Source organism: Skermanella mucosa, from assembly GCF_016765655.2.
Taxonomy (GTDB): domain Bacteria; phylum Pseudomonadota; class Alphaproteobacteria; order Azospirillales; family Azospirillaceae; genus Skermanella; species Skermanella mucosa.
The window spans coordinates 3,671,375-3,693,735 of sequence record NZ_CP086106.1; the positions used below are offsets into that span (position 1 = coordinate 3,671,375).

A 22,361-nucleotide genomic window follows, 5' to 3' on the forward strand; every position below is an offset into this window, starting at 1 on the left:
GCAGCTTGACCGCTTCTGACGGCCGCTCTCAATGGGAGGCAGGAAGATGGCGAACAGAACCGCGACAAGCTGACCCTCGGTCCGGGAAGTGGCGTACGGCGAAGCCTATCCCGTCGTGCGCAAGATCGGGTTGAACGACATCAGGGACGCCCTGGGAAAGGGCGTCGAGGATTTCCTCGCGACGCCGACGCAGTTGATCTTCCTCGGCGTTATCTACCCCTTGGTCGGATTGGTCGCGGCCCGCTGGGCCTATGGCGCCGACCTGCGGCCGCTGCTGTACCCGCTGATCGCCGGATTGACGCTGATGGGTCCGGTCGCCGCGATCGGAATCTATGAACTGAGCCGACGCCGCGAACAGGGCAAATCCGCCTCCTGGCTGCATGCCTTCGACGTGCTGAAATCCCCGGCGATCGGGTCGATCATGGTGCTGGCCCTCGGACTGGCTGCGCTCTTCGTCGCTTGGCTGGCCGCCGCCTCCGCAATCTACGAGGCGACCTTGGGCACGTCGATGGCGGCGCCCGAGGACGGCTTCCTGTACAGGGTCTTCAACACGGCGGAGGGATGGCAGATGATCTTCCTCGGCAACCTGGTGGGGTTCCTCTTCGCGGTGGTGGTGCTGGCGACCTCCGTCGTGTCCTTCCCCCTGCTGCTGGACCGGGACGTCGGACCGGTCGCCGCCGTCAAGACCTCGCTCCGGGCGGTCGCCGCCAACCCGGTACCGATGGCCGCCTGGGGCCTCGTGGTCGCGCTGTCGATCGCCGTCGGATCCCTGCCGTTCTTCGTCGGCCTGGCAGTCGTGATGCCGATCCTGGGCCATGCGACATGGCACCTGTACCGCAGGGTTGTGGAGAACTGACCCATTCACCGCGATTGGAAAAGGGCTGGGCGGAACAGCTTTCGGGGTTTCGTGTTGTTCCAGGAGACACCTATAGATTTCAGGAACACTGCGAAATGCGCACGCTTCCCACAGCCACGCTGCTTCTCACCGCGGCTGGCCTCACCCTGGCCGGTTGCGGCGAGAACGCGTCACTTCCGGTTTCGGCCGGCACGGGGCCGAACCCTGAATTGCCGGCTCCCGACGACGAGTCGCCGATCCCGACGGTCAACATCGCCCCGGCGAAAGGCTGGTCGGATGATCAGAAGCCGACCGCGGCCCAGGGCCTCGGCGTGACCGAGTTCTCCGCCGGCCTGGACCATCCCCGCTGGCTCCACGTGCTGCCCAACGGCGACGTGCTGGTGGCGGAGTCCAACGCGCCGCCCAAGGAGGGCAGCGGCGGGATCAGGGGCTGGGTCATGGGCCTGGTGATGAGCAGGGCCGGTGCCCGCGTGCCCAGCGCCGACCGCATCAGCCTGCTTCGCGACGGCGACGGCGACGGTGTGGCCGAGACCAAGACCGCTTTCCTGGAGAACCTGCATTCGCCGTTCGGCATGTATCTGGTCGGCAACGACCTGTACGTCGCCAATGCCGACGCGATCGTCCGCTTCCCGTACGAGGAAGGGCAGACCAAGATCACGGCCCCGGGTACCAAGGTGGTCGACCTGCCGGCCGGCATCAATCACCACTGGACCAAGAACGTCATCGCCAGCCCTGACGGCAGCCTGCTTTACGCGACCGTCGGCTCCAACAGCAATGTCGGCGAGAACGGCATGGAGATCGAGGAAGGCCGCGCCGCGATCTGGGAGATCAACCCGCAGACCGGCGAGCACCGCATCTTCGCTTCCGGCCTGCGCAATCCCAACGGCCTGGATTGGGAGCCGACGACCGGCGCCCTGTGGACCGCGGTCAACGAGCGCGACGAGATCGGCGGCGACCTGGTGCCGGACTACATGACGTCGGTCCAGGACGGCGGCTTCTACGGCTGGCCCTACAGCTATTATGGCCAGAACGTGGATGTCCGGGTCGAGCCCCAGCGGCCCGACCTGGTCGAGAAGGCGATCGCCCCGGATTACGCGCTCGGGCCCCACACCGCTTCCCTCGGCCTCGCCTTTTCCGACGAGAACACGCTGACCGACCAGTTCTCCAACGGCGTCTTCATCGGCCAGCACGGGTCCTGGAACCGCACGCCGCGCAGCGGCTACAAGGTGATCTTCGTACCCTTCACCGAGGGCAAGCCGTCGGGCGACCCGGTGGACGTGCTGACCGGCTTCGTCGACGAGCAGGGCGACGCGCTGGGCCGGCCGGTCGACGTGGCGCCCGACGGCAAGGGCGGTTTGCTGGTGACCGACGATGTCGGCAACCGAGTGTGGCGGGTCAGCGCCGATACGACCGTTGGTCAGGCGGCGCCGCAGTAAGCCCGTCTAACCGACGATCCCGGCCATGCGGGCGAGGGTCAGGCGCCAGCCGCGCAGGCTCCGGACCCGCTGGCCGATTTCCGCGGCGCTGCGCAGTTCCTGGCTTTCCAAGCGGTTGCGCAGCTTAGCCATCTGGTGCTGGTCGCGCTGGCGGGCCATGTCGTCGTCGGACAGCGCCTCGCCCCGGCTGGGCGGCGGCGCTGAAGCGTCGAAGCTACCCCCGGCGCGGCGCAACGCCGCGGCCGGGTCGGTGCCGTCCCGCATCATCTCCGCCGCCTTCTCGATGAAGGGCCTTGCCGCTTCGGGCACGCGAACGGTGACGCTGGTCAGCCCATCGGCGCTCTCGGCCTGAACCGGTGCCGGGATCCGGGTCGCCCGGGGTTTCTGTCGTGCCGCACCGCGGTTGCTGTTTCTCGCCATTATTCACCGAATGCTGGACATTCCGCCGAGTAGATGGCGGGAATATCAGATTAACGCGTCAATGGCCACCCAGATAGGCGGCGGCCACCTGCGGGTTGTCGGCGATCTCCGGCCCGGGTCCGTGGAGCGTTATGGCGCCGCTCTCAAGCACATAGGCATAGTCGGCGATCTCCAGCGCCGCCTGCGCGTTCTGCTCGACCAGGAGGATGGTCGTTCCTTCGCGCTTCAGGTCGGCGATGATCCGGAAGATCTCCTCCACGAACAGGGGGGCGAGCCCCATGCTCGGCTCATCCAGCAACAGCAGGCGGGGTGCGCCCATCAGCGCCCGGCCCATGGCAAGCATCTGCTGCTCGCCGCCCGACAGCAGGCCGGCCTGCTGGGCCAGGCGTTCGCGCAGGCGGGGAAAACGCTCCAGCACGCGGTCGCGGCGCCTGGCGTACTCCGCCGCGCCCGGCGCCTGGAGCCCGCCGAGCTGGAGATTCTCGTCCACCGTCATCTCGGCGAAGACCTGCCGTCCCTCCGGCACCTGCCGGATGCCCAGCCGGGCGATGCGGTGCGCCGCAGTGCCGGTGATGTCGGCGCCATCGAAGCGGACGGTTCCCGCCGACGGCTTCAACAGGCCGGCCAAGCCGCGCATGGTGGTGGTCTTGCCGGCCCCATTGGCGCCGATCAGGCAGACCACGCCGCCGACCGGGACAGACAGGTCGATCCCCTTGACCGCCGTGGTCCTGCCATAGCCCAGGTGAAGTCCGGATACTTCGAGAAGAGTGCTCATGCGCCGTGCGCCTTCGCCAGACGTTCGGCAACCTTGGTGCCGAGATAGGCCTCGATCACGGCCGGATCGTCGCGCACCTCGCGGGCGGTGCCCTCGGCGATCTTGCGGCCGAAGTTCAGCACGGTGATGCGGTCGCACAGGTCCATGACAAAGCCCATGTTGTGCTCGACCAGCAGCAGCGTGATGTCGCGCCGGGCGACCTCCCGGAGCAGCGCAGCGAGGTCGCGGGTCTCCGTCGGGTTCATGCCGGCGGCGGGCTCGTCCAGCAGCAGCAGGCGCGGATTGCCGGCCAGGGCGCGGGCGATCTCCAGCCGGCGCTGGTCGCCATAGGACAAATCGCCGGACCGCACCCCCGCCTTGTCGGCGAGCCTCACGAACTCCAGCAATTCCATGGCTTTCGCCTTGGCCGCCCGCTCCTCCCGCCGGAACGCGGGCAGGCGCAGCAGCGCCGCGAGGCCGGACGCCTCCAGGCGCGTGTGCATCCCGGTCATGACGTTCTCGACCACCGTCATGTCGGAGAACATGCGGATGTTCTGGAACGTCCGGGCGACGCCCAGCCGGGTCCGCTCGTAGGGCGCCGCCCCGGTGATGTCGCGCCCGTCGAGCGTCAGGGTGCCGGAGGTCGGCGGCAGCAGACCGGAGATCAGGTTGAAGAACGTCGTCTTGCCGGCCCCGTTGGGGCCGATGATGCCGTGGACGGAACCCGTCGCCACATCGACGTCGACCTCGTTGACGGCCAGCAGCCCGGTGAACTGCTTGGAGATCTGCCGGGCGGAAAGCAGGATGGTCATGGTGCCCGCCTCAGCCTGAAGGGAATGACGCCGCGCGGCAGGAACAGCACCGCGACGACGATGATCAGCCCGTTGATCACCAGCCGGAAGTCCTGGAGCGGACGCAGCACCTCCGGCAGCGCCGTCAGGATCATGGCGCCGATCACCGGGGCGACGGGAGTGCCGATGCCACCCAGCAGCGCGAAGCTGAGGATCGTCACGGCCATTTCGAATCCGAATTCATTGGGGCCGATGAAGCTGTTGCTGTGCGCGGTCAGGCAGCCGGCCAGCCCCGCCAGCATGGAGGAGACGATCAGCGCCCCCAGCTTGTAGCGCGGCAGGTTGACGCCCATGACGCCGGCCACCGCCTCGTCCTCGCGCATCGCCTCCATGGCGCGGCCGATCTTGGATCGCCCGACCATCCAGAAGCCGACGACACCGAGCAGGAGCAGCAGATAGATCAGCCACAGGTCAGCCTTGCGCGGGATGCCGGACAGGCCGAGCGCGCCGCCGGTCAGTCCTTCGGCGTTGATGTAGAGGACGCGCAGAACCTCGCCCAGCGCGATGGTCGAGATCGCGAGGTAGACCCCGCTCAGCCGCAGCGTCGGGCCGCCGATCACCAGCGCCACCAGGGCCGGCGCGAGCGCCGACAGCGGCAGGACCAGCCAGAACGGCAGCCCCAGCTTCAGCGTCAGCAGCGCCCCGGTATAGGCGCCGATCCCCATGAAGGCGGCCTGCCCCAGGGAGAGCTGCCCCACGGCCATCACGCAATACATCGACAGGGCCAGCAGCCCATGGACCCCGAGAGCGTGGATCAGCGTCTCGTAGGTGAACAGGAAATCGTCAAGCCAGATGGGCATGGCGTCAGGCCCTCTTCGCCTGGGCGCGGCCGAACAGGCCGACCGGGCGGAACCACAGGGTCAGCACCAGGATGGTGAAGGCGACCGCCTCCCTGGCGTTGGACGAGATGTAGCCTGCCGTCAGCACTTCCAGCAGGCCCAGCAGCACGCCGGCGATCAACGCGCCGCGGATGTCGCCCAGGCCGCCGATGATGATGACGGCGAAGCCCCGGAGCATCATGTGCTCGCCCATGAAGGGCTGGATCGCGTTGAAGTTCAGGCCGATAAGGACGCCGGCCGCCCCGCCGAGCATGCCGGACAGGAAGGAGACGGCGGCGACGGTCAGGCCGACATTGATGCCCATCAGGCGGGCCGCGTCCTCGTTCTCCGCAAGGGCGCGGATCATCAGGCCGAGCTTGGTGCGTTGGAGCAGCACGAACAGCAGGGCCACTAGCACCAGCGTGGTGCCGATGATCAGGATCTGCACCGTGGAGATCCGGACATCACCGAATTCCAGGGCGGAGTTGTCGACGAAGCCGAAGGGGAAGCGCTGGATGTCGGTGCCGATGAAGACGGCCATCAGCGAATAGAGCGCCAGCACGGCGCCCAGGGTCACCATCAGCGACGCAAGCTCACCGGCCTTGGCCCGGCGAAGCCGCGTCAGCAGGAGCCAGTCCGCGACGACGGCCACCAGCCCGGCCGCGACCGCGCCCAGCGGCAGCGCCACCCAGATGTTGGCGCCAAGCTCGCGCGCGGCGGTCAGGGCCACGAAGGCGCCGACCGAGAAATAGAAGCCATAGGTCAGGTTGATGACCCGGAGCACGCCGAAGATCAGCGTGAACCCCAGCGCGAAAAGCGCATAGGTCGACCCCAGCACCAGGCCGTTGACCAATTGTTGGGACAGCATGGAAAGAATGCGCCAATTCGTGGATCTGGAAACGCCCCGCAAAGCGGAAGCCCGCCGCGAGGCGGGCCTCCCTTAGCACGGTGCGTCGGCCGGAACTACTCCAGGATTTCGAACCGGCCGTTTTTCATGGACAGCACGACGACGCCCTCGTTCGAGGCGGGATCGCGGCCTTCGGTGAAGGTGAACGGCCCCATGACGCCGTTGAAGTCGGTCTTGTAGAGCGCCTGGCGGATCTTGTCGCTTTCGGCCGCACCCGCCCGGTCGATCGCCTGGGCCACGATGTACATCGTGTCATAGGCCTGGGCCGCGAACTGGTCGGGGTCCTTGCCGTTCCGCTTCTTGTACTCGGCCACGAACTTCCGGTTCGCCTCGTCCGGCTTGGCGATGAACCATGGGCTGCCGACCAGCAGGCCGTCGGCCGCGGCGCCCGCGATCTCACCCAGCTTCGGCGAGTTGGCGCCGTTGCCGCCGATGAAGCGGACGCTGCTGGGAATGCCGAGCTGGCGCGCCTGGAGGACGACGCCGGAGATCGGCTCGACCAGCGCCGAGATGGTGATGGCGTCGACGCCAAGACCCTTGATCTTGGTCAGCTGGGCCGAGAAGTCGGTATCCTTGCTGCCGAAGGTCTCGATCGTCGCGATCTCCAGCCCCAGTTCCTCGGCCGCGGCCTTCATGCTGTCGAAGCCCGACTTGCTGAAGGCATCGTCGTTCGCGTACATCATCGCGATCTTCTTGATGCCGAACTTCTCCTGCGCCGTCTTCAGCGTGACCGGAACGACGTCGGATTCCGGCAGCGACGTGCGGAAGATGAACGGCCCGATCTCGGTGATGCCCTTGGCGGTGGTCGAGGTGCCGACCGTGACCACCTCGCGCCCGTTGGTGACCGGGCCGACGGCGAACATCTCGTTGGACAGCGTCGGGCCGATCACGACCGGCACCTTGTCGCGGCCGACCAGCTTGCGCGCGGCGTTGACCGCCTGGTCCTTGTTGCCGGCCGAGTCCTCGACGATCAGCGCCAGCTTCTTCCCGCCGAGCACGCCGCCCTTGGCGTTGATCTCGTCCATCGCCAGTTCGAGGCCGCCCTTGATGGCGGTGCCGTAGGCGGCACTCGGCCCGGACAGGATCTCGATGGCGCCGATGGTCACCGTCTCCTGCGCCATGACAGGCGTCGCCAGGAGCGAACCGAGCGCGATCGCCCCTACCGTCGCAAGCATCCTGGACATGTTGTTTCTCCCTGAGTTTTCCCGCTGGCCCGGAACTTGTCCGGCCTGCTCCTAAAATGCAAGCTCCGACCCGTGAACCGGTCAGTCCCGTAGGTCGGCTGGAGCGAAGATGCTGCCGACAAAGCCGGCGCGTTGCCGTCGGCTGCCGCTTCGCTCTAGCCGACCTACATTTCTTGCAACCAAAGGTAGGGTTGAGGTTGGGGTGCAGTTTCAGCCCTATGGCGTCGAGGTCTCCGCGAAGCCGATCAGTTCGGCGCCGTCCTCGACTTGGTCGCCGACGGCGTAGCGGACCTTCTCGACGGTGCCGTCGGCGGGCGCCTTGATGGTGTGCTCCATCTTCATCGCTTCCATCACCACCAGCGGCTGTCCCTTTGTCACCACCGCTCCCGGCTCGGTCAGCACGGCGATGATCTTGCCCGGCATCGGGGCGATCAGGCGGCTGCCCGGCGCTTCCGCCGCATCGGCGCCGGCCAGCGGCTCGATCAGGGTCAGGCGATGGCTGCCGCGCTCGCGGAAGACGGCGATGTCGGCGCCCCGGCGCACGACGGTGCCCTCCAGCCGCCGGCCGCCCAGGTCGGCGGACAGCGTGCCGTCGGGGGCGAGCCGGCCCGACGCTTCGACGGTGCCGCCGGGAAGGTCGAGCCGGTAGCTGCCCCGACGGTAGATCAGATGGACCGGCCGGTCCGTCCCGCCGTCGCGGAACGTCAGCGTGTCGTGGGCGTCATCGTTCAGCCGCCAGCCGTCGCTGCCCGCCCACGGGCTGTACGGGTCGGCCGATGCCGCCGCGACCGCCCGCGCCTTGGCGGAGCGTTCCAGCAGCACCGCGAGCGACGCCAGCGCCAGCACCTCGTCGTCGGCCGGGGCCGGTTCGGGCAGCAGGTCGTCCTGGTAACGCTCGATGAACTTGGTATCGAGATCGGCCGCGAGGAACGCCGGATGGGAGGCGATGGCCAGCAGGAAGTCCGTGTTCGCCGCCAGCCCGACCACCTGGGTCGCGGCCAGGGCGCCGCGCAGCTTGCGCACCGCGGCCGCCCGGTCCTCCCCTTTGACGATCAGCTTGGCGATCATCGGGTCGTAATGGATCGAGATGGTATCGCCCGCGCGTACCCCGGTATCGGTCCGAATGCCGAAATCGAGCGGCGGAAAGACCAGATGGTCGAGGCGGCCGGTCTGCGGCAGGAAGCCCTTCTGCGGGTCCTCGGCGTACAGGCGCACCTCGATGGCGTGCCCGTGGATAAACAGCCGGTCCTGGGTCAACGGCAGCGGCTGGCCGGAGGCGACACGGAGTTGCCATTCCACCAGGTCCTGGCCGGTGATGTACTCCGTCACCGGATGCTCGACCTGGAGGCGGGTGTTCATTTCCATGAAGAAGAACGAACCGTCCTCGTCCAGCAGGAACTCCACCGTCCCCGCCCCGACATAGCCGATCGCCCGGGCGGCGGCCACGGCGGCCTCGCCCATGCGGCGGCGGGTGTCCGGATCCAGGTTGGGGGCAGGCGCCTCCTCCACCACCTTCTGATGGCGGCGCTGGATCGAGCAGTCGCGCTCGAACAGGTAGACGCAGCCGCCGTGGGTGTCGGCGAAGACCTGGATCTCCACGTGGCGCGGCCGGGTGACGTAGCGCTCGATCAGCACGCGGTCGTCGCCGAAAGCGTTGATCGCCTCCCGCTTGGCGCCGTTCAGCTGGTCGTCGAACTCCTCCGGTCCGGCGACCACCCGCATGCCCTTGCCGCCGCCGCCGGCCGACGCCTTGATCAGCACCGGATAACCGATGCGGCCGGCTTCGGCGCGCAGCAGGTCCGGATCCTGGTCCTCCCCGTGATAGCCCGGCACCAGCGGCACGCCGGCTTTCTCCATCAGCGCCTTGGCCTCGGACTTGCCGCCCATGGCGCGGATCGCAGACGCCGGCGGGCCGATGAAGACGACGCCGGCCCGTTCGCAGGCCTCGGCGAAGCCGGCGTTCTCCGACAGGAAACCGTAGCCGGGATGGATTGCTTCGGCGCCGGAACGCTTCGCCACGTCCAGGATGGCGTCGCCGCGCAGATAGCTTTCGCGGGCCGGCGCCGGCCCGATGTGCCAGGCCTCGTCGGCCATCTCCACATGCAGGGCGCCGGCATCGGCGTCGGAATAGACCGCGACGGTGCGGATGCCGAGTTGCCTGGCGGTACGGATGACCCGGCAGGCGATCTCGCCCCGGTTGGCGATCAGGATCTTGGAAAACATGGTGTCTACCTCGCCGTCCAGGCCGGCTTGCGCTTTTCGAGGAACGCCGCCAGACCCTCGCGCCCTTCGGAGGAGGCGCGGATGGTGGCGATGCGTTCGGCGGTGTCACGGATAACGGCGGCGTTCACGGGCCGGTGCGCCACGGCGAAGATCAGGTCCTTGGCCGCCTTCTGCGCGGCGGGGCCGCCTTCCGCCAAGCGCGCCAGGACGCTGTCCAGCGTCTCGTCCAGCTTGTCCGCCGGGACTACCTGATGGACCAGCCCGACGCGCAGCGCCTCGTCCGCGGCGAACCGCTCCGCCGTCAGGAAATAACGGCGCGACGCCCGCTCGCCGATCGCCGCCACCACGTAGGGCGAGATGACGGCCGGGATCAGGCCCAACTTCACTTCAGACAGGCTGAAGGAGGCTCCTTCGGCCGCGATCGCGATGTCGCAGCAGGCGACCAGCCCGACCCCGCCGCCGAAAGCGGCGCCCTGCACCACCGCGACCGTGGGCCGGGGCAGGAAGTTGAGGGTCCGCATCAGTTCTGCAAGCCCTTCGGCGTCGCGCAGGTTCTCGTCGGGGCCGTAGCCGGCCATGCGCTGCATCCAGCCCAGGTCGGCCCCGGCCGAGAAGCTTTTCCCCGCGGCCCGAAGCACGACCGCACGCACCCGGTCGTCCTCGCCCAGGCGCCGCAGGGTCGCGGTCATCTCGGCGATGACCTGATCGTTGAAGGCGTTGTGGACCTCCGCCCGGTTCATGGTGACGGTTGCGATGCCGTCGTCCCGGATGTCGGTCAGGATGCTGGTGCTGTCCATCGGCGTTTCCTCCCTGCCTTTTGCCCTGCCTTTTCCCATCACATCCGGAACACGCCGAACTTCGGCGGCGGGATCGGGGCGTTGAGGGCGGCGGAGATGCCGAGGCCAAGGGTCATGCGGGTATCGGCCGGGTCGATGATGCCGTCGTCCCACAGCCGGGCGCTGGCGTAATAGGGATGGCCCTGATGCTCGTACTGCTCGCGGATGGGCGCCTTGAACGCTTCCTCGTCCTCGGCGCTCCAGCTCTTGCCCTGGGATTCCATGCCGTCTCGGCGGACCTGGGCCAGCACGCCGGCGGCCTGCTCCCCGCCCATCACCGAGATGCGGGAATTGGGCCACATCCAGAGGAAGCGGGGGCCGAACGCCCGGCCGCACATGCCGTAATTGCCCGCGCCGAAGCTGCCGCCGATCACGACCGTGAACTTGGGCACCTGAGCGCAGGCGACCGCCATGACCAGCTTGGCGCCATCCTTGGCGATGCCGCCGGCTTCGTACTTCTTGCCGACCATGAAGCCGGTGATGTTCTGGAGGAACACCAGCGGAATGCCGCGCTGGCAGCACAGTTCGATGAAATGCGCGCCCTTGAGGGCCGATTCAGAGAACAGGATGCCGTTGTTGGCGATGATGCCGACGGGATAGCCGAAGATGTGGGCGAATCCGCAGACCAGCGTGGTGCCGTAGAGCTGCTTGAACTCGTCGAACTCGGAACCGTCCACGATCCGGGCGATCACCTCGCGCACGTCGAAGGGCTTCCGCGTATCGCTGGGAATGATGCCGTACATTTCCTCGGCGGCGTAGAGCGGCTCGGCCGGGGCGCGCAACTCCACCTGGGGCCGCTTCGGCCGGTTCAGGTTGCCGACGATCCGCCGGGCGATGCTCAGCGCATGGGGATCGTTCAGCGCGTAATGGTCGGTCACGCCGGAGGTCCGGCTATGGACGTCGGCTCCGCCCAGATCCTCCGCCGAGACGACCTCGCCGGTCGCGGCCTTCACCAGCGGCGGGCCGCCGAGGAAGATGGTGCCTTGTTTCCGCACGATGATCGACTCGTCGCTCATGGCCGGGACATAGGCGCCGCCCGCCGTGCAGCTTCCCATCACCACCGCGATCTGCGGGATGCCCTGGGCCGACATGGTGGCCTGGTTGTAGAAGATGCGGCCGAAATGGTCCCGGTCGGGGAACACCTCGTCCTGGTTCGGCAGGTTGGCGCCGCCGCTGTCCACCAGATAGATGCAAGGGAGGTTGTTCTCCCGGGCGATCTCCTGGGCGCGCAGGTGCTTCTTGACGGTCAGCGGGAAATAGGTCCCGCCCTTGACCGTCGCGTCGTTGGCGATCACCACGCATTCCCGCCCCGACACCCGGCCGATTCCGGTCAGGATGCCGGCGGCATGGATCGGCTCCTCGTAGACGCCGTGGGCCGCCAGCTGGGAGAATTCCAGGTAGGGCGTTCCGGGGTCGAGCAGCGTGCGCACCCGGTCGCGCGGCAGCAGCTTGCCCCGCGACAGGTGGCGGTCGCGGGCCTTGGCCCCTCCCCCCTGCTTGACCTCGTGGACCTTGTCGCGCAGGTCGGCGACCAGCCCGCGCATTGCCTCGGCATTGTCGGCGAAGGCGGAGTCGCGGGTGTCGATGGCGGATTTCAGGATGGTCATGGCAGGTCTCAGGCCGTCTCTTTGAACAGCTCGCGGCCGATCAGCATGCGCCGGATCTCGCTAGTGCCGGCACCGATCTCGTAGAGCTTGGCGTCGCGCAGCAGGCGGCCGGTCGGGTACTCGTTGATATAGCCGTTGCCGCCCAGCAGCTGGATGGCGTCCAGCGCCACCTGGGTCGCCGCCTCGGCCGCGTACAGGATGGCCCCGGCCGCGTCCTTGCGGGTGGTCTTGCCGGCGTCGCAGGCGCGGGCCACGGCATAGACATAGGCCCGGCAGGCGTTCAGCCGGGTATAGATGTCGGCAAGCTTGCCCTGGACCAGCTGGAACTCGCCGATCGGGGTGTCGAACTGCTTGCGCTCGTGGACGTACGGAACGACCACGTCGAGGGCCGCCTGCATGATGCCGACCGGGCCGGCGGCCAGGACGGCGCGCTCATAGTCGAGGCCCGACATCAGCACGTTGACGCCCTTGCCAACGGGGCCGAGCACGTTCTCCTCAGGCACCTCGCAGTCCTCGAACACCAACTCGGAGGTGGGCGAGCCCCGCATCCCCAGCTTGTCCAGCTTCTGCGCCGGGCGGAATCCCTTGAAGCCCTTCTCGATCAGGAAGGCGGTGATGCCGCGCGGGCCGGCGGACGGATCGGTCTTGGCGTAGACCACCAGCGTCTCCGCATAGTGGCCGTTGGTGATCCACATCTTGGAGCCGTTCAGCACGTAGCGGTCGCCGCGCCGGTCGGCGCGCAGCCGCATGGAGACCACGTCGGAGCCGGCGCCCGGCTCGGACATGGCGAGCGCCCCGACATGCTCGCCGGACAGCAGCTTGGGCAGGTAGCGGTTCTTCTGTTCCGGCGTGCCCCAGCGGTTGATCTGGTTGACGCACAGGTTGGAGTGGGCGCCGTAGCTGAGCCCGACCGAGGCGGAGGCGCGGCTGATTTCCTCCATCGCGACGACGTGGGCGAGATAGCCCATGTCCACGCCGCCGAACTCCTCCGACACCGTGATGCCGTGCAGGCCCAGTTCGCCCATGGCCGGCCACAGGTCGATCGGGAAGTCGTCCTTGGCGTCGATCTCCGCCGCGCGGGGGGCGATCTTCTCCTGCGCGAAGGTGCGCACGGTGTCGCGCAGCATCTCCAGGTCCGAACCGAGGCCGAAATCGAGTTCGCTATGGGTGGGTATCGCCATTGTGTCCGCTCCTCCCGCTGGGCATCGCCCGGGCAGCGCCGCCGGGCTCGTTTAAATACGAACATACGTTTTTATTTTACTTCGCGCAACGGCGTATCGGCGGCATAATAGGACATGACGCCCAGGATTGCGCCGGCTTTCGGCCCTGATATGGAACGGGCAGCATCGAACCAGGAAAACCCACCATGGCACGCACTGCGGGATCCAACGGGACCAGGACGCTGGAAGCGATCCGCAAGGCCGGGCTGCGCCTGATCTACCGGCAGGGCTACGAGGCGATGAGCTTGCGACAACTGGCGTCGGAGGTCGGCCTCCAGGTCGGATCCCTCTACAACCATATCTCCACCAAGCAGGACCTGCTGTTCGACCTGATCCGGGTCCACATGGAGGAGCTGATCGCGCGGCTGGACCGGACGCTGGCGGGCGTCGACGCCCCGGCCGACCGGCTGGACGCCTTCATCCGGTTCCATGTCGAGTACCACATCGCCCGCAAGCGGGAGGTCTTCATCAGCTATTCGGAGCTGCGCAGCCTGGAGCCAAAGAACTACGAGGTGATCGTGGATCTGCGCGGCCGCTACGAGCGCCGGCTGATCGATATCCTGGACGACGGTGCCGCGCGCGGCGACTTCACCACCGCCGACACCACCGTCGCCGCCTTCGGCATCCTCGCCATGCTGACCGGGGTCTGCACCTGGTTCAAGCCGGGCGGGCGGCTGACCAAGGAGGAGGTGATCGAGGTCTATGCCGGAATGGTCCGGAACGGGCTGGTCCGCCCCGGCGCCGGCCTCAATCCCGGCAACCCGCCTCCCCGGCCGCCTGCCGGCGCAGCACGCGGCGCATGACCTTGCCGGTCACCGTCATCGGCAGTTCGGGGACGAAGGCGACCTCGCGCGGGTACTCGTGGGCGGCAAGCCTGGTCTTGACGAACTCCTGGATCTCGCGGGCCAGATCGTCCGACGCTTCCCGCCCCGGGCGCAGCACGACATAGGCCTTAACGCGCTCGGTACGGATCGGGTCGGGCACGCCGATCACGGCGGCCAGGGCCACCGCCGGGTGGCCGAGCAGGCATTCCTCGACCTCGCCCGGCCCGATCCGGTACCCGGCGCTGGTGATCACGTCGTCGTCGCGCCCGACATACCAGAAGAAGCCGTCCTCGTCGCGGCGGCCCAGATCGCCGGTGACCAGCCAGTCGCCGACGAACTTGTCGGCGGTGGCCTCCGGCTTGTTCCAGTATCCCAGGAACATTACCGGATCCGGGCGGCGGATCGCGATCGAGCCGACGGCGCCGGCCGGCAGTTCGTTGCCCTCGGAGTCGATCACGGCGACACGGTGGCCGGGGACGGCCCGCCCCATGGACCCCGTCCTGAACCCGAGCGGAGCCGCGTTGCCGACCACGACGTTGCACTCGGTCTGGCCGTAGAACTCGTTGATGGTGACGCCGAACACCGAGCGTCCCCAGTCCAGCAGTTCGCCGCCCAGCGTCTCGCCGCCGCTGGCGACGGTGCGGAGCGACAGCCCCTCCCCAGTCACGCCGGCCTGCCGCATCAGCTTGATCGCGGTCGGCGGCAGGAAGACGTTGCGGACGCCATGCCGCTTCATCAGGTCGATCGCCTGCTGCGGATCGAACTTCCGGAACCGATGGGTCAGCACGGGAACGCCGTGGTGCAGGGACGGCATCAGCACGTCGAACAGCCCGCCGATCCAGGCCCAGTCGGCCGGCGTCCAGAACAGGTCGCCGGGTTGCGGAAAGAACTCGTGCGGAAGCTCGACGCCGGGCAGGTGGCCGAGCAGCACCCGGTGCCCGTGCAGCGCGCCCTTGGGGCTGCCGGTGGTGCCGGAGGTGTAGATGATCACGGCGGGATCGTCCGGCCCGGTATCGACCGGCGTGAAGCTGTCCGACGCACGGGCGAGCGCCTCGTGGAAGCCGAGCGTGCCTTCCGGAGCCCCGTCGATGCACAGCACCAGCATCAGGCCAGGCAGCCGGTCGCGCAGGGGCGCCAGCTTGGCATAGCCTGCCATGTCGGTGACCAGCACGCGGGCGCAGCTGTCTGAAAGACGGTATTCCAGGGCCTCCTCGCCGAACAGGGCGAACAGCGGGATGGTGATCAGCCCGGCCTTAAAGCCTGCGATATGGGCGACGGCGGTCTCCGGCGACTGGGGCAGCAGCACGGCAAGCCGGTCGCCCCGGACCGCCCCGTGCGCCGCCAGCACGTTGGCCAGCCGGTTGGACTGGTGGAACAGGTCGCGGAAGGTGTGGCGCCGGACGGTGCCGTCCTCCTCCTCGACGATCAGGGCGACGCGGGCCGGATCGCCGGCGTGGCGGTCGCAGACATCGACGCCGATATTGTAGCGCTCCGGAACCGTCCAGGCGAACGACCGGTACAGGTCGGCGTAGTCGTCATGGCGCGTCAGCATGATTTGCCCCTACCGCATCAGCCGCCCGACCGGCCGGCTCTTGGCGATACGGTCGAACTCGACCATGTCACCCAGCACCTCCGCCATGCGGGACAGCGGCACCATGTTGGGGCCGTCGCTCGGCGCGTTGTCCGGGTCCTGGTGCGTTTCCATGAACACCGCGGCGACGCCGATCGCGACGGCGGCGCGCGCCAGGACGGGCACGAATTCCCGCTGGCCGCCGGAGGTGCCGCCCTGCCCGCCCGGCTGCTGGACGGAGTGGGTCGCGTCGAACACCACGGGATAGCCGGTCTCGGCCATGATCGGCAGCGACCGCATGTCGGACACCAGCGTATTGTAGCCAAAGCTGACGCCGCGCTCGCACAGCAGGATATTCTCGTTGCCGGTGCTGGCGATCTTCGCCGCGACGTTCTTCATGTCCCAGGGAGCCAGGAACTGGCCCTTCTTGACGTTGATCGCCCGGCCCGTGGCGCCCGCCGCCAGCAGCAGGTCGGTCTGGCGGCACAGGAAGGCGGGGATCTGGAGGATATCCACCGCCTCCGCCACCGCCGCGCACTGGTCCGGCGCATGGATGTCGGTCAGCACGGGGATGCCGTGGGTCTCGCGCACTTCGGCCAGGATCGGCAGGCTCTTCTCCAGGCCGAGGCCGCGGGCGGTGTTGACCGAGGTCCGGTTGGCCTTGTCGAAAGACGACTTGTAGATCAGCCCCAGCCCGAGCTTGCGGGTGATCTCCAGCAGCGCCTGGGAGGTTTCCAGCGCGTGGGCGCGGCTCTCCAGCTGGCAGGGACCGGCGATCAGCACGAACGGCTTGTCGTTGGCGAAGGTGAGGGATCCCACCTGTACGGACTTGTTCATCATCGGTGTTCCCGGCGTTGCCCGGTCAGGGCGTGAGATCAGGTCGTTTGGCCCCAACCATACTCCACCGGAAACGGCGATCCAGTCAAAGTGCGGCGGTACGCGCCTTGATCGTCTCGATTCGGCCGACGATCTCGTAGTCGATCTCGCCGGTCCGCCAGTCCTGGAGCTGCTGGACGATCCGGTGACGTATGCCGGCCAGGTTGTCCATGGTCACGCGGACCGTGTTCTCGCACTCGCTTTTCGGGACCAGCGGGATCACGCGCATGATCTCCGCGATGCGGCGGTGGTCGATATTCTGCCGGTCGGCCATCGCGGCCTGCCATAGTTCGCAGACGTCCAGCCAGCCATCGAGCAGCCAGGCGAGCCGGTCGATGCCCTGGCGCAGGCGGAGGATGTTGGCGTCCCAGCCGGCGAAGAAGGCCGGCAGGTTCTGAAGCTCGCAGTCGATCTCCGCGATCATCCGCTCGGCCATGCGGGCGGTCACGCCGGCAGTCTCGCCGGCGAGATGGCCGGTCGCGCCGATATTGGCGGCCGAGATCGAGTTGCGCAGATCGCCGACCCGGCGCAGGATCCGGCGCAGGTAGCCGGCATCCTCGTCGCCGGCGAAGCCCAGCGGACCGACCGCGTCGCTCAGTTCGAGGATGCGCGCCCGGCACTGCCCCGGCGGCTGCCCGACGAGGCGCGCGAAGGCATCGGCGACCTGGATGATCAGCGTTTCGCCGACCCGGCCGCGGACGCGGCGCATCAGGTCGTCCGTCGTCTTGTCCAGCACGCCGGTCAGCCGGACGACCCGGCGCAGCATGGCCTCCTGGTTGATCTTCTCCTCCCGCGCTATCCGGGCCATGGCGGCGCCCGCCGCCTCCGCCGCCTCGACTCCGGCCAGCCCGGTCTTGGCGACCCGATGGGCGGCGAGCCGCATGCGCATCGGCGTGATCGCGTCGGCCAGGCTGATCTCCGCCTGGAGCGCCCGGTCGTGCAGGGTCAGTCGCATCACCGAGGCCAGCCCGTCCCAGGGGAAGACATAGATCGAGCGGCATCCGGAAAAGCCGGTGACCAGTACCTCCAGGTGGTTGGTCCTGGTGTCGCGACGGACCCGCGAGAACGCCAGCTCCGGCGTGGTGAAGGGAACCGTCGTGCCGCGTTCGTCGAAGGTCGAGGGCGCATAGTCGTAAGCGAGGCGGAGCGTCTGGACGTCGCCGCCGGACGACGGCCGGCCGGCTTCCGCACCCCTGGCCATGGTTCTATTCATGGTTGGCGTTCATGGCATGGATGATCTTCAGCAGGAACTGCGCCGGGTCGGCGCTCTGGGCGAAGCCGAGACGGACGGCGCAGTCCTCCAGCATTCCCAGCACGGCTTCCTCGCTGCTGATCGGTTCAAGCGAGCGGGCGACCTGGACAGCCACGGACAGTGTGGCCTGCTTTTCGCGGTTTCCGGCGGCGGCCCGGTCGGAGGCGATCCGTTCCAGGCGGCCGGCCACGCCCGAGATGGTCTCCGCCGCCAGGGCCTTCAATTCGCCGGGAACTTCGAACTGCTGCTTGACGGCGTTATGCACCTTCGCGATCGCCAGCACCGTCCGCGTCAGGACGGTGATCTCCTCGGCGGTCGGCAGACAGCCGCCCGGGGAAGAAACGAAGGACCCGACGCTGTCTTCCGCGGCCTTGGCGAAGCGGTCGCCAAGGAAGTCGTGGATACGTTCCTCGACCTTTTCGATCCTCTGGCCGACCTGCCGGGTCAGGTGCGGTGCCGCGACGCGCAGGACGCCGAGGCTTTCGATCGCCGCCCGGACCTTTTCGGCAGCGTCGTCGAGATCGCCGGCCGTCTCCAGCGGCATGGCGAACCCCGCTTTCAGGATCTCGCCCTCCTTCGAGACCAGCGCCTCGCACAGGTCGGAGGCGACCGAGGACCCGCCGCGGCTGCCGTTGTTCTCCGCCAGCGCCTCGATCAGCGGGGCGGTATGGTCCGACAGGTCCGAATCCATCAGGAGAACGAGGAAGAACAGCTTGAGCCAGCGCTGGTCGCCTTTGCGGGACGCGGCCTCCCGGCCCAGGGCTATCACGGACTGGACATACTGGTCGCCGATGCCGATCAGCTGTTCGGATGCCATGATCTGGCGCCGGGCGGTCATGATGGCGTCGCGCATCTGATAGAGCGCATGCACTTCCTGGATGACGTCGGGCAGGTCCGGATGCCGTTGCGCCAGGGCTTTCGGCAGGGAGCGGTCGGTCGCCAGCCTGGAATGGATCTCCTCCACCGCGCGGGCGAAGGACGCGAAGAGCTGCCGATGGACGGACAGCGGGCACGGGTCGTCCATCAGGTATTCGCCGGAGGCATCGACCTGCCGCGCCGCCTCGGCATCGTCCAGATGTTCCAGCACCAGCGTCCACATCGGGTCGACGCTGCCGCGCGGGATGCTTCCCAAGGGCCGCGGACGTGCCGGCTCGTTGCACAGCAGGCTTTCGAAGGGCAGGCAGAACAGCCGTTCCGCGGTCATCCTGCGCAACGGCCGGATCTTCTTCAGCCGATGGCGCAACTGGTCCTTGAACATCCCGCGCAACGCACCGTCGGGCATCTTGTCGGCCAGGGCATATACCATCCTGACCTTGTCCTCCGACAACTCGTCTAACGCCCTTCTTTCCGGCAACTGAAGCATGTCACTGTCCTTCGCCCACTCCAGGCATCATAGCCGGCAAACATAAAAATCTATATACTATCGATAGGAATAGTTCTTGGAATTGGAACGGCATCCGTGGATTAACTGGATTTTTAACCATCCAGTGCTATTCTAGAGCGCTGAAATGATTACCACTATAGGGTTATACCTCTTTATATAGTTGGATATCTCCCAAGATCGTCTAAAATGGTAGATATCGAAGAATGGGCGGCGATCTTGCCGGACGGTTGCATTTTGAGGGTTGGAATGACTGGTACCTCGGCCATCAGCCAAGTCGCGGATGTCGTCCAGGACATGGTGCCGTCCACGTTCGAGGAACGCGGCACGACGATTCCTTTCACGACCCCCGAACTGGCCTATTCCCGCCTGCGCCGCGGTGCCCGCGGGAGCCTGGAGGTGCTGGTGAACGGGTTCTCGGGCGGGCGCTGCACCTACGTCTTCCCGTGGGCCAGCATCCCCCAGGTCGTCCGGCTCACCCTGCACGACAAGGCGCTTCATGCCGAGATCTCCTATTCCGACGCCACCACCCCGGACAAGATCCGGCTGGCCGCCTACCGGGTTGCGAGGACGGGCCTGGGCGGCCCGGAACTGATCGACATGGCCTCCCGCTCGATCGAGCAGGAGGTGACCGAGAAGCTGGCCAGCAGCTTTTTCCTGATGCTCAAGGTCATCGAGGCGACCGGGGTCAACACCGATCGGGCGACGCTGGCCCTGATCAACATCAACTCGCCCGAAGGCAAGGCCATGGTCCGCCAGGCTTTCCGCCGGCTGGGCGACGGCATCGGCACCACCCCCGAGGTCTGCCATCAGCGCATCACCGAGCTGGGCGACGTGATCCAGCCCATCGGGTTCGAGATCGAGGGGCAGCGCGGACGGCTGCGCCAGCTCCTGCACCGCCTGAACCAGTTCCGGGACGAGGTCGTCCGGGGCGAGTCGGGCGGCACCGCGCGGACGCTGGCCGACGTGGCCCAGCTTACGCTGCGGATCGGCAACGGGATCATCGCGGACATCGACCGGGACATCGCCGGCATCGTCCGTTACGTCACCGACTGGGACGCCCGCCTGCCGGCCACCCGCCAGAGCATGGAGCGGCTGTCCTGGCTTCTGGACGGCTGGACCTATGTCTGCGACCTCTGGGAGGACACCAATTCCGACCGGTCTATCCCCAAACGCCAGCGCATCAACGAGATCATGCGGATCATCCCCGTGGTTCCCAGAAGCGAGGCCAATTCCGGCGCCCGGGCCGAGACGAGCGATCCCCAGCGCCGGCAAGCCCGCATCGTCCAGCAGAACGAGGATTGGCGAACCGGGCAGATCGACCATGAGATGGCGGCGAGGCTGGGCAGGCTCAATGCCCGCAACCCGTCCTGAACCGGCCGGCAAGAGGCAGCGCCATGGCTGACGCGAACGCCAGGACCGGGAACGGCGGCGGCGAGTTCTACCGGGTCGTCGACAATACGGGCGAACTGATGGGGGAGTTCCCCTCGTCCAGGATCGCCCGCGAATTCGCCCGCCGCATGATCGAGGCGGGCAAGGCCAGCACGCTGGTCGTGGAATGGTCCAACAACGGCCGGCGCGGCGAACTCTCGATCACCCGGAGGATGGTCAACGCGGCCGAGATGCGCGCGACCGAAGCCAGGCGCCGGGCCCACCTGGAGGCACGACGCAGGGCCAACCTGATCAGCGGCATCGCCGCGGCGACCGTGGCCTTCCTGGCGCTGATCCAGATCGCCGCGACCTACATGGAAGCCAGGGGAAACCTCTGGCCCTAGTTTCCGGCCGGCCGGCTCATGCCGATCTCCAGGCTCGCGAACTCGGCGGCAAGCCGGTCGCGTGCCTGTTCCATCGCGTCGATGTCCTCAAGCAGCAGGGCGTCCTGGCAGTCGGCGCAGAACTGCCTGACCACGAGGGCTTCCTCCAGGGCGTCTCCGAGGTCGTCGGAAAAGCTGGCGAGTTCCGCCGCCATGCGCCCGGCAACCTCGCCGATCATCTCGGCCTGCGTCTCGAGATTGCGGAACAGTTCGACGGCGGTCACCGCGTAGGGGACGCCCCGGGAAACGTCGGCGCGGCTGCGCGCGGCGCGGACTTCAGCCAGATCGATGACGCCTGCACCCTGGACCGGATTGGAAATCATTTACCCACCTCGCGAGTGATCTTGAAAGGTTCAACTCATGAGGAGACAATCTGCACAACCGGTGCCAAGTATTTATCTGACTTTCCGCCTACGCCAAAGCATCGGCGCGGCCTGATATGCAACGGATAGACTGGGAATCAGCGAGTTTGGCTTTGCAAAAAGCGAATCCGCTGCACCGATGAATGCATTATGCGGCGGATCGGATCGGACGTCTGCTCAGTCCGTGAATTCCGCCCTGATCTTCAGCACTGCGGGCAGGTTGGCGAAGAAGGCATCGATGCAGGCCGGATCGAAATGCGTTCCGGAGTTCGTCCGCAGGAATGCCAGCGCCTCCTCCAGGGACCATGCCGCCTTGTACGGACGCTGGGTGGTCAGCGCGTCGAAGACGTCGGCGATCGCGATGATGCGACCCGCCAAGGGAATCTCCTCCCCCTTCAGGCCCCTGGGATAGCCGGTGCCGTCGAATTTCTCGTGATGGGTCAGCGCGATCGACGCCGCCAGCCGGATCAGGGGAGAGGAGCTGTCGTCCAGGATGCGGTAGCCGTGGATCGTATGCAGCTTCATGACCTCGTATTCGTCCGCCGTGTATCGGCCCGGCTTGAACAGGATCTCGTCGGTCACCGCCACCTTGCCGACATCGTGCATGGGAGCCGCCAGCTGGATACGCTCCTGAACCGAGTCCGGCAGGCCGACCCCGGCCGCGATGACCCGCGCATAGCGCGCCATGCGGTCCAGATGGGCGCCGGTCTCGCTGTCGCGGGACTCGATCGAGCGCGACAGGCGCATGATGAGTTCGCTGGCCGCCTGCTCCTTCAGCCGCCGGTGGCTGGCCCGGAGTTCCAGCAGGTTGCGGCACCGCGCGGTGAACTCGATGCGGTCGATCGGCTTGCTCAGGAAGTCGGTGACACCGCGGACCAGCGCTTCGCGCCGGAACTCCTTCGCCCCCTGCCCGGTCACCATGATGACCGGAACCTCGGCCGTGCTCCCGATCCCCCGCAGGCGGTGCAGGAACTCCAGGCCGTCCATGCTCGGCATCATGAAATCCGTGACGACCAGGTCGACGTCGTGGCCGTCGCACCAGTCCAGGGCCTCTGACGCGCACCCCACGCCGTGGATGCAGACGCCGGCGATCGCCTGGGCGTACCGGCTCATCAGCATCAGGTTCGCCGGATTGTCGTCGACGATCAGCATATCCATGGCGGTCACAGC

Annotated in this window: 21 protein-coding genes; 5 read left to right on the forward strand and 16 right to left on the reverse strand. The window is 67.5% G+C overall.

What is annotated here, in order from left to right; genetic code table 11:
• Window positions 1-88: 88 nt before the first annotated feature.
• Together JL100_RS16910 and JL100_RS16915 are read left to right on the forward strand one after the other, a co-directional pair.
• Window positions 89-856, forward strand: a complete 768-nt coding sequence (locus tag JL100_RS16910) for a DUF2189 domain-containing protein (protein ID WP_202678607.1) — start codon at window positions 89-91, stop codon at window positions 854-856.
• Window positions 857-951: 95 nt separating this feature from the next.
• Window positions 952-2,292, forward strand: a complete 1,341-nt coding sequence (locus JL100_RS16915; RefSeq protein ID WP_202678608.1) for a PQQ-dependent sugar dehydrogenase — start codon at window positions 952-954, stop codon at window positions 2,290-2,292.
• A gap of 6 nt (window positions 2,293-2,298) precedes the next feature.
• Here JL100_RS16915 and JL100_RS16920 read toward each other — a convergent pair whose 3' ends face one another.
• The 10 genes from JL100_RS16920 to JL100_RS16965 form a co-directional block, all read right to left on the reverse strand.
• Window positions 2,299-2,712: a hypothetical protein gene (locus JL100_RS16920; protein WP_202678609.1), complete on the reverse strand. Its 414-nt coding sequence runs from the start codon at window positions 2,710-2,712 to the stop codon at window positions 2,299-2,301.
• A 58-nt stretch (window positions 2,713-2,770) separates the two neighbouring features.
• The gene (locus JL100_RS16925) at window positions 2,771-3,487 is read right to left on the reverse strand and encodes an ABC transporter ATP-binding protein (protein ID WP_202678610.1); all 717 of its coding nucleotides are present in this window, start codon (window positions 3,485-3,487) and stop codon (window positions 2,771-2,773) included.
• Window positions 3,484-4,278: an ABC transporter ATP-binding protein gene (locus JL100_RS16930; RefSeq protein WP_202678611.1), complete on the reverse strand. Its 795-nt coding sequence runs from the start codon at window positions 4,276-4,278 to the stop codon at window positions 3,484-3,486. Before JL100_RS16930 ends, JL100_RS16925 begins: the two co-directional genes overlap by 4 nt.
• Window positions 4,275-5,117: a branched-chain amino acid ABC transporter permease gene (locus JL100_RS16935; RefSeq protein ID WP_202678612.1), complete on the reverse strand. Its 843-nt coding sequence runs from the start codon at window positions 5,115-5,117 to the stop codon at window positions 4,275-4,277. Before JL100_RS16935 ends, JL100_RS16930 begins: the two co-directional genes overlap by 4 nt.
• Window positions 5,118-5,121: 4 nt before the next feature.
• Window positions 5,122-6,003, reverse strand: a complete 882-nt coding sequence (locus JL100_RS16940) for a branched-chain amino acid ABC transporter permease (RefSeq protein WP_201079586.1) — start codon at window positions 6,001-6,003, stop codon at window positions 5,122-5,124.
• 95 nt (window positions 6,004-6,098) lie between these two features.
• Window positions 6,099-7,226, reverse strand: a complete 1,128-nt coding sequence (locus tag JL100_RS16945; RefSeq protein ID WP_202678613.1) for an ABC transporter substrate-binding protein — start codon at window positions 7,224-7,226, stop codon at window positions 6,099-6,101.
• Between the two features lie 216 nt (window positions 7,227-7,442).
• On the reverse strand, window positions 7,443-9,449 hold the full coding sequence (locus JL100_RS16950; protein ID WP_202678614.1) for an acetyl/propionyl/methylcrotonyl-CoA carboxylase subunit alpha: 2,007 nt from the start codon (window positions 9,447-9,449) through the stop codon (window positions 7,443-7,445).
• Between the two features lie 5 nt (window positions 9,450-9,454).
• Entirely contained in the window at window positions 9,455-10,246 is a 792-nt protein-coding gene (locus JL100_RS16955; protein ID WP_202678615.1) for an enoyl-CoA hydratase/isomerase family protein, read from the reverse strand.
• A gap of 38 nt (window positions 10,247-10,284) precedes the next feature.
• Window positions 10,285-11,892 carry a carboxyl transferase domain-containing protein gene (locus JL100_RS16960; RefSeq protein WP_202678616.1) on the reverse strand — a complete coding sequence of 536 codons (1,608 nt, stop codon included), beginning with the start codon at window positions 11,890-11,892 and terminating at the stop codon, window positions 10,285-10,287.
• An 8-nt stretch (window positions 11,893-11,900) separates the two neighbouring features.
• Entirely contained in the window at window positions 11,901-13,073 is a 1,173-nt protein-coding gene (locus JL100_RS16965; protein ID WP_202678617.1) for an isovaleryl-CoA dehydrogenase, read from the reverse strand.
• A gap of 185 nt (window positions 13,074-13,258) precedes the next feature.
• Here JL100_RS16965 and JL100_RS16970 point away from each other — a divergent pair, with 185 nt between their 5' ends.
• Window positions 13,259-13,915: a TetR/AcrR family transcriptional regulator gene (locus JL100_RS16970; protein ID WP_202678618.1), complete on the forward strand. Its 657-nt coding sequence runs from the start codon at window positions 13,259-13,261 to the stop codon at window positions 13,913-13,915.
• Here JL100_RS16970 and JL100_RS16975 read toward each other — a convergent pair.
• The 4 genes from JL100_RS16975 to JL100_RS16990 all read right to left on the reverse strand — a co-directional run bounded on the left by JL100_RS16975 (window position 13,860) and on the right by JL100_RS16990 (window position 18,940).
• The gene (locus tag JL100_RS16975; RefSeq protein ID WP_202678619.1) at window positions 13,860-15,488 is read right to left on the reverse strand and encodes an acyl-CoA synthetase; all 1,629 of its coding nucleotides are present in this window, start codon (window positions 15,486-15,488) and stop codon (window positions 13,860-13,862) included. The two genes, JL100_RS16970 and JL100_RS16975, sit on opposite strands and share 56 nt — an antisense overlap.
• A 9-nt stretch (window positions 15,489-15,497) precedes the next feature.
• Window positions 15,498-16,346, reverse strand: a complete 849-nt coding sequence (kdsA, locus tag JL100_RS16980) for a 3-deoxy-8-phosphooctulonate synthase (RefSeq protein ID WP_158046042.1) — start codon at window positions 16,344-16,346, stop codon at window positions 15,498-15,500.
• Between the two features lie 82 nt (window positions 16,347-16,428).
• Window positions 16,429-17,595 (reverse strand): hypothetical protein, encoded by a 1,167-nt coding sequence (locus JL100_RS16985; RefSeq protein ID WP_202678620.1) that lies wholly within the window; start codon window positions 17,593-17,595, stop codon window positions 16,429-16,431.
• Window positions 17,588-18,940, reverse strand: coding sequence for a hypothetical protein (locus tag JL100_RS16990; protein WP_202678621.1), 1,353 nt, complete (start codon window positions 18,938-18,940; stop codon window positions 17,588-17,590). Before JL100_RS16990 ends, JL100_RS16985 begins: the two co-directional genes overlap by 8 nt.
• A gap of 324 nt (window positions 18,941-19,264) precedes the next feature.
• Here JL100_RS16990 and JL100_RS16995 point away from each other — a divergent pair, with 324 nt between their 5' ends.
• On the forward strand, window positions 19,265-20,389 hold the full coding sequence (locus JL100_RS16995) for a hypothetical protein (RefSeq protein ID WP_202678622.1): 1,125 nt from the start codon (window positions 19,265-19,267) through the stop codon (window positions 20,387-20,389).
• Between the two features lie 23 nt (window positions 20,390-20,412).
• Window positions 20,413-20,790, forward strand: coding sequence for a hypothetical protein (locus JL100_RS17000; protein WP_202678623.1), 378 nt, complete (start codon window positions 20,413-20,415; stop codon window positions 20,788-20,790).
• Here the strand turns inward: JL100_RS17000 and JL100_RS17005 are convergent.
• On the reverse strand, window positions 20,787-21,152 hold the full coding sequence (locus JL100_RS17005; protein ID WP_202678624.1) for a hypothetical protein: 366 nt from the start codon (window positions 21,150-21,152) through the stop codon (window positions 20,787-20,789). The genes JL100_RS17000 and JL100_RS17005 overlap by 4 nt on opposite strands.
• A gap of 216 nt (window positions 21,153-21,368) precedes the next feature.
• On the reverse strand, window positions 21,369-22,349 hold the full coding sequence (locus JL100_RS17010; protein ID WP_202679362.1) for an HD domain-containing phosphohydrolase: 981 nt from the start codon (window positions 22,347-22,349) through the stop codon (window positions 21,369-21,371).
• Window positions 22,350-22,361: the final 12 nt, after the last annotated feature.

Coding starts and splice junctions, on each gene's coding strand:
- kdsA (WP_158046042.1), bottom strand. CDS start 16,346: ATGATGAACAAGTCCGTACAGGTGGGATCCCTCACCTTCGCCAACGAC.
- JL100_RS16955 (WP_202678615.1), bottom strand. CDS start 10,246: ATGGACAGCACCAGCATCCTGACCGACATCCGGGACGACGGCATCGCA.
- JL100_RS17010 (WP_202679362.1), bottom strand. CDS start 22,349: ATGGATATGCTGATCGTCGACGACAATCCGGCGAACCTGATGCTGATG.
- JL100_RS16930 (WP_202678611.1), bottom strand. CDS start 4,278: ATGACCATCCTGCTTTCCGCCCGGCAGATCTCCAAGCAGTTCACCGGG.
- JL100_RS16975 (WP_202678619.1), bottom strand. CDS start 15,488: ATGCTGACGCGCCATGACGACTACGCCGACCTGTACCGGTCGTTCGCC.
- JL100_RS16985 (WP_202678620.1), bottom strand. CDS start 17,595: ATGAATAGAACCATGGCCAGGGGTGCGGAAGCCGGCCGGCCGTCGTCC.
- JL100_RS16965 (WP_202678617.1), bottom strand. CDS start 13,073: ATGGCGATACCCACCCATAGCGAACTCGATTTCGGCCTCGGTTCGGAC.
- JL100_RS16925 (WP_202678610.1), bottom strand. CDS start 3,487: ATGAGCACTCTTCTCGAAGTATCCGGACTTCACCTGGGCTATGGCAGG.
- JL100_RS16990 (WP_202678621.1), bottom strand. CDS start 18,940: ATGGTATATGCCCTGGCCGACAAGATGCCCGACGGTGCGTTGCGCGGG.
- JL100_RS16970 (WP_202678618.1), top strand. CDS start 13,259: ATGGCACGCACTGCGGGATCCAACGGGACCAGGACGCTGGAAGCGATC.
- JL100_RS16920 (WP_202678609.1), bottom strand. CDS start 2,712: ATGGCGAGAAACAGCAACCGCGGTGCGGCACGACAGAAACCCCGGGCG.
- JL100_RS16995 (WP_202678622.1), top strand. CDS start 19,265: ATGACTGGTACCTCGGCCATCAGCCAAGTCGCGGATGTCGTCCAGGAC.
- JL100_RS16945 (WP_202678613.1), bottom strand. CDS start 7,226: ATGTCCAGGATGCTTGCGACGGTAGGGGCGATCGCGCTCGGTTCGCTC.
- JL100_RS17000 (WP_202678623.1), top strand. CDS start 20,413: ATGGCTGACGCGAACGCCAGGACCGGGAACGGCGGCGGCGAGTTCTAC.
- JL100_RS16940 (WP_201079586.1), bottom strand. CDS start 6,003: ATGCTGTCCCAACAATTGGTCAACGGCCTGGTGCTGGGGTCGACCTAT.
- JL100_RS16950 (WP_202678614.1), bottom strand. CDS start 9,449: ATGTTTTCCAAGATCCTGATCGCCAACCGGGGCGAGATCGCCTGCCGG.
- JL100_RS16960 (WP_202678616.1), bottom strand. CDS start 11,892: ATGACCATCCTGAAATCCGCCATCGACACCCGCGACTCCGCCTTCGCC.
- JL100_RS16935 (WP_202678612.1), bottom strand. CDS start 5,117: ATGCCCATCTGGCTTGACGATTTCCTGTTCACCTACGAGACGCTGATC.
- JL100_RS16915 (WP_202678608.1), top strand. CDS start 952: ATGCGCACGCTTCCCACAGCCACGCTGCTTCTCACCGCGGCTGGCCTC.
- JL100_RS17005 (WP_202678624.1), bottom strand. CDS start 21,152: ATGATTTCCAATCCGGTCCAGGGTGCAGGCGTCATCGATCTGGCTGAA.